Genomic DNA, 16,864 nt, shown 5'->3' with positions numbered 1-16,864 from the left:
TTTATATGAAGACTATAAAAACTCTGACAATATCCTAAGCTAATATGGTGTTTTTTTTACAGCATAGGTGAAATGTACAATTCTTAAGTATCTTCATGGTCTTGAATTGTATATTTCGTTTGCTTTTTCAATTGCTGAAATAGTGGCTAATTGTCCTGTTGCAAAACCTTGGTCACTTCTTAGAGGTTTAGCCATATTTAGTTCCCAGTAAAAATGAAAAGCATCATAATAGGTGTTGTTGATCGTCAGTACAATGAATACTGAATCCAGCCATTCAATAATTAAAGTGGTCTGGAATTTATCAGCAAGGCTATTAAAGCCAGTATCCGGATGAAATATTATCTCGTCTTTCATCCATTTGTCGAAGTCTGTTTTTGCTTTTCCTGTTAACATAATTCTATTTTCATAACCTCCTGTAATCAATTTTTCAGGTAAATATAAATGATAATAATGGTCTATAGACATAACAGCTGACAAAAATCAACATCTTAGCAAAGTAGGACTTAATCAGGTAATGCCATTTCTAAAAAATCAGCATTAATCTAAGGGTAAGAAACTAATTTATCTTTGTTTTTTTATCAAAATCCTATAAAAACCGGGGCAATTGATGGAATTCTGTTTTGTTATGGAGATGACTTATTTCATATGGACAACACTTCATACTCTTGTTTTTCAATGGTTGTGTTTGAATCTAAGCTATTTACAAATTTTGTTTAATATTACCTGTTAATGCTAATTAGAATAATTAAAAATAAATAAGTCTTTTCCTTTGGGAATCCATAGGGAACCTTTAATTTTGCTGTTTATAATAATTATAAATAATGAAATTATATCAGCGTATTTTTATCTTTCTCATTTTTATTCTTTCAATTTCTCTTATCCGGGCACAGGATACTGGTTTTTCGGTTCAGGGAGTTGTACAAGATCACACAAAACAGGGGCTAAGCGGTGTGAACATTTTTGTTGAAAACACAAAAATTAAAACACAAACCGATCAAAACGGAAATTTCAGGATTAGCTACAAAAAAGGAGAAGCTGCATTGATCTTCAGTCTGGATGGGTACAAAAAGCTCAGAAGGAAAATGAACTTCAGCGGCGAAATATCTCCGGTCAGTATTCAGCTGGTTGCGGACCAGGCGGCTGTAGAAGAGGTCATAGTACACGGAAAAGGTAAAGTGAAAGCACTGCAGGACGGTGCTTTTACTGTAAATGCTATAGATGTGGCTAAATTGGCCAATACCACAGCCGATCTTAATCAGGTTCTGAACAGAACCACAGGGATTAAAGTTCGCCAGCAGGGTGGTATAGGTTCCGACTATAACTTCTCTATCAACGGAATGTCTGGTAAAGCCGTGAAATTCTTTATAGATGGTGTTCCTTTGGAAATGCTTGGAAAAGGGGTAGACTTGAGTACACTGCCAGTCAACATGGCAGATCGTGTAGAGATTTATAAAGGCGTGGTTCCTATTCATCTAAGTACTGATGCAATGGGGGGAGCAGTTAATATTATTACTCCTGGAAGCAGCAGGAATTACCTGGATGCTGGTATAAGTGTAGGATCTTTTAATACACAGCGTATCAATCTGAACGGACAATTTAAAGATGATAAAACCGGGGTTATCCTACGCATCAACAGTTTTTATAACCACTCGGATAACAACTATCTGATGAAGGATATGAAAATCTGGAATGCTGCCAAAAATGAATATGAGTTTAGAAATCTAAAACGCTTCAACGACAGATATCAATCTGTTTTTGGGATGGCTGAAGTGGGAGTTGAAAACAAAAGCTGGGCAGATTCTTTCTTTGTAGGAATGTCACAATCACTTTTCGATAAACAGATACAGACGGGCTCTAACCAGGAAGTAGTATATGGTGGGGTAAAGCAAAACGGAGAAGCTTATAATTACTTTATGAAGTATAAGAAAGCCAACCTCTTTAATGACCGTCTGGATGTGAATGTGTATGCCGGTTTTTCTAAAAGCGTCCAGAAAGCAACCGATACCCTTATGCGTAAATATAGCTGGGATGGTAGTTTCGAGCCTTCTGCTACCAGTGAAAAAGGGGGAAGAAGTATAATAATGCAGCATGAAGACCGCCTTTATTCACAGGTAGGGGCTACTTACAGAATAACTGAGCATCATAAGCTTATCTTCAACTATGTACTCGATTATCTTAAGAATACCACATTCAATCAGCTTGAAGAAAGGAAAGAAGATGTACCTCCGGCGAAGATGACCAAGCAGATTTTGTCTATGGCTTATCAACAGGATTTTTTTAATAAGCACTGGACGAATATTTTCTTTGGTAAATATTACAGTGTAGGACTGCAGAAAATGGTTTTCGATCCGGTAACCAGAACTGATTATCCGGCAAAAGATAATTTTAGCAACTGGGGATACGGTTTTGCAACCACTGTAAAGATTACGAGAGAACTGGGGATAAAAGGATCATTTGAACGTTCTTACCGTTTGGTAGAGCCACAGGAAATCTTCGGAGATGGGGTTGCTGTAACCAGTAACATGAATCTGAAGCCTGAAACCAGTAATAATGTAAACGTTGGTTTGTATTATAATCATCATTGGGGGCAACATGCCTTCCGTATAGAAGGTGCCGGATATATACGGGATACAAAGGATTTTATCTACACGGTTCCTAATTTGTACAACAGTACTTTCAAATATGAAAACCTTTCCAATATCTTTACCCGAGGACTGGAAGGAGAGGTGAGTTACCAATACAAAAGACTCCTGAATGTGCTGATGAACGTGAGCTATAATAAAGCTTATGACAATACAAAATTTGCCAACAACAGTGAAGATGTAGTTTCAGCAACTTACAAAAAAGATGTTCCCAACCAGCCCTGGTTATTTGGAAATATGAATGTAAGCATTGGTAAGGACGACTGGCTGCAGAAAGACAGCCGTGTAGAGCTTTACTACGGACTACAGATGACCGAGTGGTTTTACAAAAACTGGAAATCCTATGGGAATCCACAAAATATTCCGGTGATTCCCAGACAAACTTTGCACAATATAGGGATCAGCTACTCCATGAAGAACGGAAGGTATAATTTGGCCTTCGATGTAACCAACCTCAGTGATGCGCTGGCTTATGACAACTTCAAACTTCAGAAGCAGGGACGTGCTTTCTACATAAAATTCAGATATCTACTTAAGTAAAAAACGATGACACAATATTTTAAAAACAGTATATTTTTACTGCTCGCATGTTTATCCATCATTAGTTGTGAACGCGAACCAGGCTCCGGAGGCTCCGAAAGTGGTGAAAAAGACTATCAATATTTTCTGCTTTCCGCATTAGGAAGCTGGCCGAATACCGTACATTATATGACGGCTACCAACGACCTTACCAAAGGCGAAATGGATATTACCAAAGAAGGAGACGAGATCAACTCCAAAGGAACCTATTCTTATATTGTTAAAAACGGGTTTATCTATAACTACAAAACAGATCAGGGAATCTTCAAAAAATTTAAATATACTCAGGATCGGCTGACGACTGTAAAAGAAGTTCCTTTTACCTATATCAGTGATATATCCAGCTATGTATGGATAGATGCTAATACGTTGGTTATTGTAGGAGAAACAGGCGATGGTCAGCATATACGTTATACTGTTTTCAATACTTCAGACCTTAGTATTATCCGTCAGGGGGAGATTGAAGGATTTCAGCCTTTCCCAACGGCTTATAATTTCTATTCGCTGGGAGCTATGACCTATATAGATGGACATATCTATTTGCAGTATAGCTTCCGCAATGGTAAATGGATCACTCCGGATTATTATAATTTTGCGGTAATCGATTATAAAAACTTCAAAGTAATCAATTCGGTAACTGACAGCCGAAGCTCTGGCGTGGCTAATGGATCACCTTATTTCAAAACTACTTTTACGAAGGATAATGAAGCCTTTTATTATACCTGCTTTCCACGTGTAGGAGCCGGATCAAATAAAATTTACCTTTTCAGGGCTCTTAAAGGGGCAACTTCGCCAGACCCAGGGTATCAGATTAATCTTACCGACCTGGTAGGAGGTAAATCTCTGGAAACAGTGATCGAGTATATGGGAGACAATAAGATGGTGGTTCTCTACCGTGATCCCGCATTAGGGAATGTCTATAATGGCCGCTATGCTATTATAGATATCGAAACCAAACAAGTAGTCCGGGTATTGGATGAACTGCCGGGTGATGAACCGTATGAACAGGGGATGTTTGTTCGGAATAAAAAGTTATACATTGCTGTCAATGCCAATAAAGGGGGGAACTATGTATGGATCTATGATCTGCAAACTGACAAAATAAGTAAGGGAATGAAGCTTCCGGATAAGATTTCTGGATTTGCCCGTTTCGATAAGTTTTATGACTGATCATAGCCTATCAATTTCGTGGAAAATATAGCCTATCGATTTGATTAAAAAGCTGTTCTCAAAATTATTGAGAACAGCTTTTTTTGTTTCTGCTTAAACCACCACAGCTCGGTTAGAATAACGACAAGTAATGTAAACTTTTTGATACTACTAAGAGCCAAGCCTTGTCAAGGTTACTAACCTTGACAAGGCTTTATGTTCTAAAGCTTGTAATTGAATGACAGTGTTACCACTCGGCTGTCCAGATTGTATTTCTGTCGGATAGTAGAGCTGAAGTTATCTCCTGTTACACGGTAATTATTGGTTTTTAATAAGTCTGTCACTGCTAGTTTTAATGTTGCTTTATCCTTCCATAATGTTTTTGAAACTCCCAATGTCAGGTCAAAGTAAGCATCGCGGATAAACAAACCAATATTTGATTTCGAGAAATATTGGGCGTTAGCCTCTGCTTTTATACCTTTTGCAATGCTGAAACTGTTTTGTGCATTGAGTGTAAAGGCAAGTTGTGAACTGTTTACCGCGTAATTCTGATAATTGCCTTTGTATTCAGTATTGAATACATTAAGCATGGAGGTAAGCGACCAAAAGTTGAAAAGTTTTGTAGTAGCCGTTATATTGGCACCATAGACATAAGACTTGTTCAGATTGTCCTGAGTTTTCACCAGGATTCCCGTATCCGGCTGGTAGTTGTATACTTCCGTCATTACGTCGTTTGTGACACTGAAGTAAGCTGATGCTATAATGTATTTCCCCCAGGTATACCCCAATTCTGTGGCGTGTGTAAATTCAGGATTTAAATTTGGATTTCCTTGCCAATAGTTGAACGGATCATCATAAAAACGGAACGGATTAAGGTCAAAGTGGCTCGGCCTGTTAATCCTTTTACTGTACGAAGCATAGAATCCATGCTGATCATTGACCTGGTATTTGATGGATGCACTTGGGAACAGGTTCGTATAATTTCTTTTTTGCTGTTCCTGGGATGTTTTCTGGTTGATATCCGTGTCGGTCATTTCCGTTCTCAATCCCAGTTGAAAAGTCCACTTCGTCAGATTGAGCTTATAATTGGCATACAATGCGTGGATCTGTTCTTTGTAAACATATTCGTTACTTGCCTGATTATCATGTATCCATTCTTCACCTTGCTGTATAAAATACTCTGAAGGGTTATTATTAGACTTTATAGTGGATTTCAGTCCTGTTTCCAGACTGTGTCTTTCACTAAAAGGGAGGGTAAAGTCTACCTTAGCATTGAAGACTTTCAGGCGGGAAGCGATATTGCCTCTTCTGTTGTTAAACTGCTCTGTTCCCTCATTTACCAGTGCCTCTGAAAACTGATTCTGAAGGGAAGTGAAACGCGAAGTTTCGTATTCCAGATCTACATCTACCTTATACTCTTTATCATTAAAAATGTGTGTTCCCTTTAGATTATAGGTGTAATCGTACCAGTTTTCTTTGCTTTTATTATCTGAGACTACCTGAGCAAACAGATGGTCTGCAGGTTGAAATATACTGTTTTCACCTTTCGAAAAATCTTCATATCGTCCTATTTTAGCATCGAATAAAGCACCGATACTTGTTTTGTCACTGAAAGCATAATCTGCTCCGAATTTAAAGTTATTGGAGGTTAAAGGCTCATTGGTTATAGAATGCTGATCTGTTTTCCGCGTCATTTGCTGAGGTTGTTTCTCATCGTAGAAAACCTGGCTAAAGTCCCGTCTTTCTTCCTCCCCACGGAAAGTATAACTATAGTCTCCATGCAGAGAGAGTTTCTTATGGGTATAATTAAGGCTTAACCCGGTATTAAGTCTGTTTTTTCGGCCTCTTCCGCCGTTCAGATAATAGGTGCCGCTAATTCCTTCCAGGGAGCTCTTTTTCAGGACAATATTAATGATGCCTGCATTTCCTGCAGCATCATATTTGGAAGAAGGGTTGGCAATAATTTCAATATTTTTAACCAAAGTAGAATTGGTAGAGCGCAGCAGGTTAGCAAGCTCCTTAGTCGACAGCGAGCTCAGTTTACCATTAATCATGACACTGACTCCTCTCTTACCGCGTAACGATAATTCGCCTTCCTGCGAAACCACTACACCTGGTGTTTTACCCAACAATTCCAATACAGTAGTTCCATCGGATAGGACACTGTTTTCTACATTAAAAATCATCTTATCGGCTTTCTGCTGAAAGACCGCTTTGTTTCCTTTGATAACGATGCCGCTAATTTCTGAAGTTTTTTCTGTCTGCAAAGAATCGTTCTGGCTTTCCGTTTGTCCGTAGGCATTCAGGCTCGCCATTAAAGGTAGCCATATATAGTGTTTCTTCATGATAATGGATTTAGGTTGTTGTTTTCTTTTTATTTCTTCGGCCCCACCAGATCATAAATCCAGTTACCGGCAATGAAGCGCAGAATAGACTCATGATAAAAGCCAGTATTTTGCCGGGCATTCCGAAGAAGGCTCCCACATGCAAGTCATAGGTAGCATCTGTAGCCCTTTCAGCCATAGGTTTGTCTTCGTGAGGACGGCTAAAGAGAATCTTCCCTGAATGTTCATCGAAAATCATCATGGAAGATTCGGCATAGGTGAATTCTTTTTCCTTGATCCAGATGCTTAGGTTATCGTGTTGATGATCTGCCTCAGCATGATCTTCCAGATCAATTCCAAAGGAATAGGCTTTCGGGTAATGGGTTTTTACCTGTTCTATGATGCGGTCTATCGTTGTTGTAGTTTCCACAGATTCCGGAGCGGTAGTTTTGTAGTGGCTATAATCCGGAGTCGCAGAGGAAAAGCCGTTCAGTAATGCATATAACCACAGTTGGGTAATACGGAACGAATACATAATCCCGGTAATGGCTACAACAATGGCCAGAAAGGAAGAATAAAAACCAAGGATGTTGTGTACATCATAGTTTTTGCGTCGCCAGCCTTTTACCTTCTCCCAACGGAACCATAGGCGCTGTTTGCTCATCTTTTTATTCTTCGGCCACCACAGGATAATCCCGGTAATCAGCATGATCACAAAAATAATCGTGGAGACCCCCACAATAGTACCTCCAACTTTATTGCTCAGCAAGAGTGAACGGTGCAGGATCATGCAGATAAAGAAAGGATTGTTTTTTACATCGTATATCTCGAGGACTTTTCCGGTATATTGGTTTACATAAACGTTTTTATAGATAATAAAAGTATTGAAGTGGTTCCAGCCATCCCGGTTAACTTTGAGCAGACTGAATTGGTAGGAGCGGGCAGGGTCTATAGGAATGGTAACCTCTTCTGTTTTTACGATCTCATTTTTCAACTGGGCGTTGACCAGGTCTTTTAGCTCTCGGATTGGGATAGGCTTCTTATGCTGAATATCTTTTTCCCCATGAAAGGTATGTTCTTTACGCAATGCAGCCGTAATATCTTCATTGAAAACAAAAAAAGCCCCTGACAGAGAAACAATCAGCACAATAATGCCGGAAAGCAGGCCAAGCCATAGATGAGCTTTCAGAATATATTTTTTGAAGGTTCCCTTTGACTTCTTTTTACCGGTCTGCTGCATTTTTATTGTTATTTAGTCTTATTAAAAATAAATGAACTGCAAATATAGCTTTATTTGTATAATTCCAAACATTGGGAAAGCGTTATTTCACCTGAAAAACCTGATTTTTATTAGGATTTAAGGGGTTTGATCATACAACAGGGATGATTAATTTCTAAAAGGAGAGATTAAAGCAGGACAATGTGTGTATCTAATGTAAGTGCGAAAAAGAAGTTTTTGTAATTCGTAGACATATTGTATTATTCCCCTACTACAGAAAGTCTGTAACTTTTAAATTATTTATTTAGAAGTTAGGGTTTTTGCCTGTTAATAGATTGATAAAAACTGAAGCAGCTGCTACTCAATTTGAAGGACTGTGAACATTTTGTAACAGCTGCCCAGTCATTACATACATTACATTTGATATACAAACTTAACAAAGACTTAGAGACTTGGGAGTATACAAATCATTCAGGAACTTGCTGGTTTTGTTACCACGGAAATTTTATCATACGACTTATCTTAATTTTCTTTTCAGATAATAATAACGGTATAAAATACTGTCACTCCAGACTATAAAAAGAAGAAATCCGGAGGTAAATAATAAAGTCTTTATATAGAATACTTTGTATAATAGTCCGCCTATAATACATCCACAGAAAAAGCATAAGATAATGGCAAGTTTCAAAAAAATGCTTTTTTTAATCTGCCGATGTCTTATACCTACGTTCTTAAAAAACAGTTGTGATAGGTCAATTCCCAGATCAGTAAATAAACCTGTAAGATGAGTTGTTCGCACTACCGACAGAGATACTCTGGTAACCAAAGAGTTTTGGATTCCCATTGCAAAAAGAAGTATGTAAGCAATACTATCCTGTGAACTGATAAGCTTCATTTCTTTAAAACCCGATAATCCTACAAAGGTGAGAAGTCCGGTTTCTATGAGAATAGGAACCAGATGCGGGCGCTTTGTTTTATGAGCTGATAAAAATTCAACAATAAAGCTGGAGATAAAAGAGCCCATTAGGAAAAAGAATATGAAAAGCAGATATATAAAAGCCGGGAGGTGTTTCTTAAATAATATTTCCTCGGAAAAAAAAGCAAAGTGTCCCGTTATATTGGTAGTGAGGATCTTTACAGATAATACCCCTACAATATTTACTGTACCCGCTACAAAAGAAAGAGCTGATGCAAGTTTTAAATTATGGAAATAGGTTCTTCTTTTCCCTTTATGCCGAAACATCTGTTCTGTATTATTTAAAAATAAAAGCCTTCAATTTTGGAAAGAAGCATCATTATATTTAAGCTCATTTCTCTAAGAAAAAAGTATTACTACAAAAAAGATTGTAGTAATACTCCCAAAAAAATATATAATATCCAGACCGCATATCATGGGCAATACTGCCTTAATTGCTGATTTGTCAGTTGTGTAATCAGAAGGTCTATAGAATCTTAGTGATCTATCTGCTTTCTGAATTGGGGTAACCTGCTGTCATTAGACAGGTACCATTCATTTCGGATTTGATTATACTGTTTTCTTCCAGAAGTTCAGTAATCCATTACAGTCAGTACCAACGATATCAAAACTGCTAGGAATCTCATCCCATTTACTCCAATACGTAACCAGGCGGGTTCCTACAGGAGTTTTATCAAGTTGTTCTTTTACATAGTCGGAATAAGCATAATATAGATCTTTCTCCGGCATTACCGTATTGTCGATTAAACATGTGGTATCTATATTTTCATAAAAAGAATTAAAAAAGTAGAAGGCATCATAATCCAAAAAGGAAATTTCATTGATATTGGCATGGATAAACTCTACGTTATTGATTTTATTACGGGAAGCTATTTTTTTTGAGATCTTCGTGAGGGAAGCTCTTTGTTCAACACCGAAAAACATCCCTTTGGTAGAGGCTGCTCCCACCAGGCAAAACTTTCCGACACCGGCACCAATATCCAAGATTTTAGTATCAGGCTTCTGAGCGAGATATTCGGCGGCCAGTCTGGCAACAGCAATGGGGGTCCAATGACGGCTTGCCAGCTCTTTTATATGACTAGGGTAAAGTTCATTAAAAGTGCTGTCTTTAACATCAAGATTTAATTTGAGATCATTAAAAATCATTTGATAAGTTGAATATATTCTTTATTAGTCAAAAACTCACTGGTGCAAATATCGGCTGAAATACTTAAAAACCAATAGCTATAAGGAGCTATATTGATATGTGAAGGATTTTCGTTCAGCATGATATTGACATCCGTAATGGTAAATTCATTGGGTAAAATAAGGGGGAACGTTTTGTGCATTCCATAAACAAAGCCCCATGTTTTTTTTTCTTCTATGGTATTTTCCTCCAGATTGAATTCAATGAGATTGATCTCACCTATTTCCTTCTGGGCAAAATCGGTAATGCCTATGCAAAAATCATACAATCCTATTTTTCTAAGCCATAAGTGATTTTCAGTATAATAAAGATTTTTAGGAATAAGCATAGGAATCAAATCTGTTTTTTATGAATGCTATTTCTTTGTGATCAGGTTTTCCATTATTGACCAATCAAGGAGGCATAGGATTTGGCTCTCAATAATCCCTCTGTATCAAAAATATTTTCGATTCTGATTTTGATCATCCAGCCTTCTCCATAGGGATCCGTATTCACAAGTTCCGGGTTGGCTTCCAGTTTGGGATTAATCTCCAGTATTTCTCCGGGAACAGGCAGGAAAAGGTCTGATACGGTTTTTACGGCTTCCACACTTCCAAATACCTCATGCTGTTTTAAATTTTCCCCCAGGGTCTCGATTTCAATATAAACAATATCACCTAATTCATGTTGTGCAAAATCGGTAATTCCAATATAGGCTGTATTATTTTCTAATCTTACCCATTCATGGTCCTCCGTATACAAGAGGTTTTCAGGAATCTTCATTTTTTTATAATTCTTTATTTAATTGATGTATTCAGCAGGACTGGCCCTCTGTCTAAATTTCATAGCCTGCAAAAGACTTTATTTGTGCTCTTAGTAGGATATGTTAAAGTCAATTTAATTGCTTCTGTAAAAGTAGATCGTTTAGCTGAGACTTACGATGATCTAGATCGTCATAAAATTTGATTTAAGTCAAATTGCATAGCTGAAAATTGCTTAATTTTGTTGTAACCTATGATTTCAAAATTTATCTTTAATAATCAATACCTTTTTGACGAACTGCCGGACAGTGATAAAGAACTGCTTCAGGGCGTAATGCAGAATAGGAATTATCGCAAAAATGATGCGATATTTACTGATGGAACTATACCCAGTGGTATTTTTTATTTAAAAGCAGGAAAAGTAAAAAAGTATAAAGTAGATAATGAGGGGAGGGAGCAGATCATTTATATTTACAATTCAGGGGAGTTTTTCGGATATTCAGCTATTTTAAGCAATGAATGCTATGGAGATACCACACAGGCTCTTGAGAATTCGATGATCTCATTTATTTCAAAAGAAGACTTTCTCAAGTTACTTGATACTTCCGTAGTATTTTCAAGATTGCTTTTAAGAAGCCTAAGCCATGAGTTCAGTGTGATGGCAAACTTGATGACGGTATTGTCACAACGTACGGTCAGGGAAAGGGTAGCCCTCAGCCTCCTTATTTTGCATAATAAATATACAGGGAGCGGAACAGAGGACCCTGTATTCATTACCCTGTCCCGTGCAGACTTAGCCAATATGGCTGGTACGGCAAATGAAACATTGGCCCGCATACTTCATGATTTTAAAAAAGATCAGCTTATCTTAATGGAAGGCCGGAAAATACAGGTGCTCAATTTTAAAATGCTGACACAGATAGCCAATTTCATGTAAATGATTTCAAAAATTAATTACAGGCTTTTATTTTGTCTTCCCTAATGTAAATAAAACTGAAACAGCTGCCAAGAGTGGTGCATAATAAAATTTTCCTTGACAGTTGCTCAGCTTTTAAGAAAACTCAATTAACAAATGTAATTAAGATTAGCTTGGTTAGAGATTCATATATTATCTAATCGCTTGCCTGTTTTATTTGGAGAATCAGGCTTATTAAAAATGATGAAAAGGCAATTTACTCCGGATTCTAAAACCAAGAAGCAAAAGAAGTCCAGCTACCCAATCCCTTCATTTCTCCTTTTGCTCTTGAACCCTAGTTTGTAATAATGTATAAATAGTATAGAAAAACTATAGGATAAAGGTAAGCGATTACTGGCTGCTGGAGTAGATGTATTTTATCGCTTTGCTTGCCATTTTTATAAAGCCTGAAATTTTTTATGTGATCTTGTTTTAGAATTTGGTAGAAGAAGATGTTGTAAATATTGGATTATAAATGATTTATATAACAGGATGAATAATTTGGCGTATGTATTACCCTGTGACATATGATATTTTTGCATCCTTTATAGTAAAGCACTTTTTATGAAAATTTATACTTTTAAAAGCATGCTAATGCTTAGTCTTGGTACTTCCTTTATTTCGCTTCAAGCCCAGACATCCCCCAATTTAGAATTTGCTGTCCATTCCGGTGTTCAGAATCCCCAAGGTAATGGCCCGGTGTATACTGCTTCTGTGAATTTTGTTAAAAATGTGGATAATCCTTCAGGTACTTCTTATGCTATATATCACCCTGATCTTAAGGTTGATTTCGTTTTATCAAATCAACAGTACAACTCAGCGGTAATAATGGGGTACAATATTAACAATACCAGTATTCCTGTTTTCCCCAAGATCAATTATATTGGCAGTCCGAATAATAGTGATTTTACTTCTTCGGGGGCACCTACGGGAAAAGGGATCAATGTAAAAACTAATAATGGGGTCTCTCTTTTTTACAATACTTCTGTTTTAGGAGGAAAATCAACTTTTGGTGTGTATCAAATGGCTGATCTTACTATTAATTTTAACCGCCCGGTTGATAATCCTGTTCTGCATATCGGAGCTATGGGTGCATTTCAGGATCAGATGGGAATGGCGGGTGGTTTTGATTTTGTAGACGCTAATGTACCTGTCTCATTCACACGACTATCTGGTAACAACGCTAATTTTTCCGTGACAGCAACAAGTATGAAAAATTCATCAGCTCATCCAAATGATGTTGGATATGAGTCTGCTTCCGGCTCTGTTCTTATAAAGGGCAAAGGAATTACTTATATAAAATTGAGAATGTCAGTAAGAGGAGATGGGGGTGAAGCTTCATGGAAGGTGGGATCCGGAGATTTGATTACCATGGGAATTTCTGTTTTGGAAAGTGACCTTGCCATTACCAATGCGATAGATAACAGTTCCCCCCACATTAATGATATAGTAACATTGACCATAAAGGCTAAAAATAACGGAGTATCAAACAACACAGGAGTTGTTGTCAGCAGCCTGCTTCCTGATGGATATTTAGTAATCAACGCTTCTGCGGGATCAGGAAGTTATGATACAAATACCGGGCTTTGGAATATAGGGGTTCTCAATGATAATGAAGAAAAAGTTCTTGTTATCCATGCTAAGGTTAAAAATGTAGGGTCTTATACGGTAAATTCTTCTATTTCAGGAGAACTCCGAGATCCTCAGGAAGGAAATAATACAGCATCAATTACTCCCATGATATCTGGAAAAGGAGTTTGTTATAATGATCCCAATATAAACAGTGTGGGTACAGATTCCAAATTTGGAATAACGCTGTTAAAGAGAGCAGGAATAACAGGGGATAACTGGCCTATGATCAGGAAGTCAGCTCATATGGTTCTTGAGTCTGATACCAAAGGTTTTGTGATTACACGTATGGCAAAATCAGATTTAAATAAAATCGTTGTACCCGTTGAAGGGATGATGGTATATGACACAACAGATAAATGCCTGAAAATATACTCAGATGACCTATGGAGTTGTTTCTCGACACCGACTTGTCCGTGATAATACTCATACATTCTATATTTTTAGAGGCTGCAATACAGGAATAGAGTAGATATAGGGGTTGAAAAAACAAAATGAGCGACAGGTATTTTTAAAATATGAATTTTGCAGTTAGGTCATGTTCATCGATAGATTTAAGATCTGAGAAGCTTTTGGATTTCTTTCTGGTAGTTTGTATTGCGTTTTCTTATTTTCAAAGACATTAGAGTAAGCAGGGTGAGAACAATTAACCCTGCTATCACTGAAGTGGCAATCAGATAATTGTAGCGAGAGATTATTTCCCGGTTTTTTCTCTGAGTTTCTATGATATGTGCATCAATGGCATGGTCAATAGAACTGAGTTCACGCTGTTCTCTTTTATAACGGGTTTCAATATACTTTCTGCTGAATTGTTGATACTGATCCTGTTCTCCCATAGCCAGATAATTATCGGCCATATCTTTATAAATACCTTCATTGAGGGTAAGGTCTCCTGATTCTTTTCCCAGCTCCTGTGCCTTGATCAGCAGTTCCAGTGCGGCTTGATTCTGGTGTTTCTGTTTATGTACTTCGGCCATACCTTTTAAAGCAAAAGATTCCAGACTTTTAGCTTTAATCAAACCAGCAAAATCCATTGATTTTATGAATGCCTGTTCTGCTTTTTCGTGCTGGTTGAGACTGAGATAACAGTATCCGATATTATAGTACATAATACTCTGATTAAAGTAAGTCGTCTTTTTTTGTTTTACCTTTTCAAAATTTTTTACAGCAATTATAAACTCTTGAAGTGCAATTTCAGGATTGGATTGGCTTTTATAAATCATTCCCCGTAAAGCATAGCTTCTGGCCGTTTCAAAATATTTAAAAGAAAGGCCTTCAGGAAGTTGAGCCAGATATTCGTCTGCTTCATCCAAAGTCTCAAGGCTTTTACTGTAGAGTTCCATCTGCTGGAATTGAATGGCCGCCAAAATAAAGAAGCTGGTTTGTACCTTAAGATCGCTGGTCTTCCGTACCAGTTCCCTTGCCTTTAGAATATGTCGCAGCGATTCATCAAAATTTCTTTTGGCTATTTCTGCAGTAGACAGAAGCAGATAGATTTTGATGGATTTATTGATGTCCTTTTCTTTTTGAAGTAGCTTTTTTCCTATACCGATTGCATTATCGGGATTATTGTAAATCTCCTGATTGGCTTTTTTGAGCAGGGAATCATCAGAAATCTTCTGTCCAAAGGCAGGAACCTGGCAGAGCAGTATGATAAGCAGCAGAATTCGGGTACTTAATTTCATGATCTTTTATTTTTAATGATTTCCTGGATATAAGTATTGGGAGACATTCCTGTTACAGATTTAAAAACATTGGTAAATGCACCATGTGAAGAGAATCCTGAATGTTCTGCAAGGTAACTTACCTTGTAATTTAGATAGGCAGGATCAGTCTTTAGGAGATGGGCAACGTGATTAATTCGCAGTTCATTAATATAGGCATTGAAATTTTTCTCTTTATGGGTGTTAATGACCTCTGAAAGGTACTTTGTATTGATCCCAATCTGGGCAGAAAGAACTGAAATTGACATGTTTCTGTTCAGGTAACTATCTGTCTGTTCCCATTCTTTCAATTTTTGAAGAATTTCATCTTCCTTTTCTTTAGAAATCTTTGAAGAATCTTTTTCCTGATTTTTATTTACCTTTTGAATTTCGGTTTTTGGAGCCTGTATTGCATTTTCTCTTTCCTTGAGATTCTCGAAAAATCCAAGTTGCTTTTTCAGATCTTTATTTTTTCCTGATTCATATACAAAGTAAACTGCGGTCGCTAAAATAAGAAACAGAATAAGGGTGACCGTAAGTCTGAGCTGGCTGAGTTTTCTTTGCCTCTGAAATTCAATGTTCTTACGATGATAGGTTTCAACCAGTTTTACAATAGACTGAATTCCTTCTTTCTTGCTGGAATCTATCTTTGTTTTCTGATCTGTATACAGGTTATTGTAATAATAGTACTTTTCATCATTATTGAGGGCCAGATAATTTTTGGAATACAGTTCATAAAAAATGACTTTAATATCATGGTAAGGGAGTTTTTCAATTTTTGAAAACCCTTGATCAAGGTATTTCACAGCTGTAGCATACTCTTCTTTTATGAAAAAATAGCGGGACATACTTTCATGGGCAAATGCTGAAAGGAAAGCATTATCTCCATGGTTTTCTATATCCTGTATGACGGTATCCAACAGTTTTTTTGACTCTTCCAGTTTGTTTAGCTTCATCAGAAAAGTAGCGCGAAAGATGATGTTTTCCTGTCCTAAAATCCGTTTTTCCTCATTATGGCCATCGAAATGCAAATACTGGTTGCTTTTATCAAGATACTGCAGAGCTACTTCATAATTCCGGGTAACTCCAGCATTGATAGCTTGTAGCTGAAAAAGCTTTGCAAGAGTCATTCTTTCCTTCAGATGACTGCTTTTTAAAAGCTCACGATCGGCCAGTATCCGGGCAATGATTTTTTTTGACTGATCATATAACCCTAAATTCTGATACTGATCAGCCAGGTTGTAATCCCCGAACAGCTGAATGAAATGAGAGGCTTTTTCTTTTTGGCCGCCCTCTTCCTTTTGGTTGGATATATTAACTGCCTGAACATAATTTCCCTGAAGGGCGTAAGCCTGAGAAATGATCTTCCTGAGGATTATTTTATGTTCCGGATTTTTATCACTAATCAAAAGACTTTGTGAATAGCTGATGCACTCATCCGGATTTTGATATAATTTCTGAAAAGCTTTATCTGTTGAAATACTAAAATCGGGACCGGACTGTCCGGGTATAAAAATTGAAAACAACAATATGAAAAATAATATCCAGGTATTACTTTTCAGTATTTTTTGTGGCAGATCGTTTCTGTTGTATTGATTTTCCTTTGGTATCCCCGGCATCTGCCTGTTTTAAATGTCATTTTTTAATAGCTTGATTGTTAGCTGAATACATTTTTAATTCTTGTAAAATGTATGAATTATGCAAGCTAATTTCTTTATCCGGGGCAAATATAACGCTAATATTGTTTAAACCTTTAAGTTGA

The 16,864-nt window shown here is 37.1% G+C and carries 13 protein-coding genes; 4 read left to right on the top strand and 9 right to left on the bottom strand.

From position 1 onward, the window contains the following. Positions 1-93 precede the first annotated feature (93 nt). Positions 94-393, bottom strand: coding sequence for a hypothetical protein (locus B8967_RS03260; protein WP_143330451.1), 300 nt, complete (start codon positions 391-393; stop codon positions 94-96). 428 nt (positions 394-821) lie between these two features. Between B8967_RS03260 and B8967_RS03255 the strand changes: the two genes are divergently transcribed. Further along, complete coding sequence (locus tag B8967_RS03255; protein WP_084084368.1) at positions 822-3,182, top strand: TonB-dependent receptor; 2,361 nt, start codon at positions 822-824, stop codon at positions 3,180-3,182. A gap of 6 nt (positions 3,183-3,188) precedes the next feature. Beyond that, complete coding sequence (locus B8967_RS03250; RefSeq protein WP_084084365.1) at positions 3,189-4,391, top strand: hypothetical protein; 1,203 nt, start codon at positions 3,189-3,191, stop codon at positions 4,389-4,391. 200 nt (positions 4,392-4,591) lie between these two features. On the opposite strand, the gene B8967_RS03245 is transcribed toward B8967_RS03250, so the two are convergent. The 6 genes from B8967_RS03245 to gcvH all read right to left on the bottom strand — a co-directional run bounded on the left by B8967_RS03245 (position 4,592) and on the right by gcvH (position 10,837). After that, complete coding sequence (locus B8967_RS03245) at positions 4,592-6,715, bottom strand: outer membrane beta-barrel family protein (RefSeq protein ID WP_084084363.1); 2,124 nt, start codon at positions 6,713-6,715, stop codon at positions 4,592-4,594. 10 nt (positions 6,716-6,725) lie between these two features. After that, positions 6,726-7,934, bottom strand: a complete 1,209-nt coding sequence (locus tag B8967_RS03240) for a PepSY-associated TM helix domain-containing protein (RefSeq protein WP_084084361.1) — start codon at positions 7,932-7,934, stop codon at positions 6,726-6,728. Between the two features lie 496 nt (positions 7,935-8,430). Next, complete coding sequence (locus B8967_RS03235) at positions 8,431-9,156, bottom strand: YoaK family protein (RefSeq protein ID WP_084084359.1); 726 nt, start codon at positions 9,154-9,156, stop codon at positions 8,431-8,433. Positions 9,157-9,438: 282 nt separating this feature from the next. Next, the gene (locus B8967_RS03230; protein ID WP_047492931.1) at positions 9,439-10,035 is read right to left on the bottom strand and encodes a class I SAM-dependent methyltransferase; all 597 of its coding nucleotides are present in this window, start codon (positions 10,033-10,035) and stop codon (positions 9,439-9,441) included. Next, positions 10,032-10,403, bottom strand: a complete 372-nt coding sequence (locus tag B8967_RS03225) for a glycine cleavage system protein H (RefSeq protein WP_084084357.1) — start codon at positions 10,401-10,403, stop codon at positions 10,032-10,034. Before B8967_RS03225 ends, B8967_RS03230 begins: the two co-directional genes overlap by 4 nt. A gap of 53 nt (positions 10,404-10,456) precedes the next feature. Next, positions 10,457-10,837, bottom strand: coding sequence for a glycine cleavage system protein GcvH (gene gcvH, locus B8967_RS03220; RefSeq protein ID WP_084084355.1), 381 nt, complete (start codon positions 10,835-10,837; stop codon positions 10,457-10,459). Positions 10,838-11,068: 231 nt separating this feature from the next. Here gcvH and B8967_RS03215 point away from each other — a divergent pair, with 231 nt between their 5' ends. Next, the gene (locus B8967_RS03215; protein ID WP_084084353.1) at positions 11,069-11,752 is read left to right on the top strand and encodes a Crp/Fnr family transcriptional regulator; all 684 of its coding nucleotides are present in this window, start codon (positions 11,069-11,071) and stop codon (positions 11,750-11,752) included. Between the two features lie 582 nt (positions 11,753-12,334). Continuing rightward, positions 12,335-13,819, top strand: a complete 1,485-nt coding sequence (locus B8967_RS03210; RefSeq protein ID WP_084084351.1) for a DUF11 domain-containing protein — start codon at positions 12,335-12,337, stop codon at positions 13,817-13,819. A gap of 134 nt (positions 13,820-13,953) precedes the next feature. On the opposite strand, the gene B8967_RS03205 is transcribed toward B8967_RS03210, so the two are convergent. Continuing rightward, positions 13,954-15,084, bottom strand: coding sequence for a hypothetical protein (locus B8967_RS03205; RefSeq protein ID WP_084084349.1), 1,131 nt, complete (start codon positions 15,082-15,084; stop codon positions 13,954-13,956). Further along, on the bottom strand, positions 15,081-16,721 hold the full coding sequence (locus tag B8967_RS03200) for a helix-turn-helix domain-containing protein (protein WP_084084347.1): 1,641 nt from the start codon (positions 16,719-16,721) through the stop codon (positions 15,081-15,083). The genes B8967_RS03205 and B8967_RS03200 overlap by 4 nt, the downstream gene beginning before the upstream one ends. Between the last annotated feature and the right edge of the window lie 143 nt (positions 16,722-16,864).

Source organism: Chryseobacterium sp. YR221, assembly GCF_900176315.1.
GTDB lineage: Bacteria > Bacteroidota > Bacteroidia > Flavobacteriales > Weeksellaceae > Chryseobacterium > Chryseobacterium rhizosphaerae.
The sequence above is the reverse complement of the archived record's forward strand: the minus strand, read 5'-3'. Positions and strand labels throughout refer to the sequence as shown.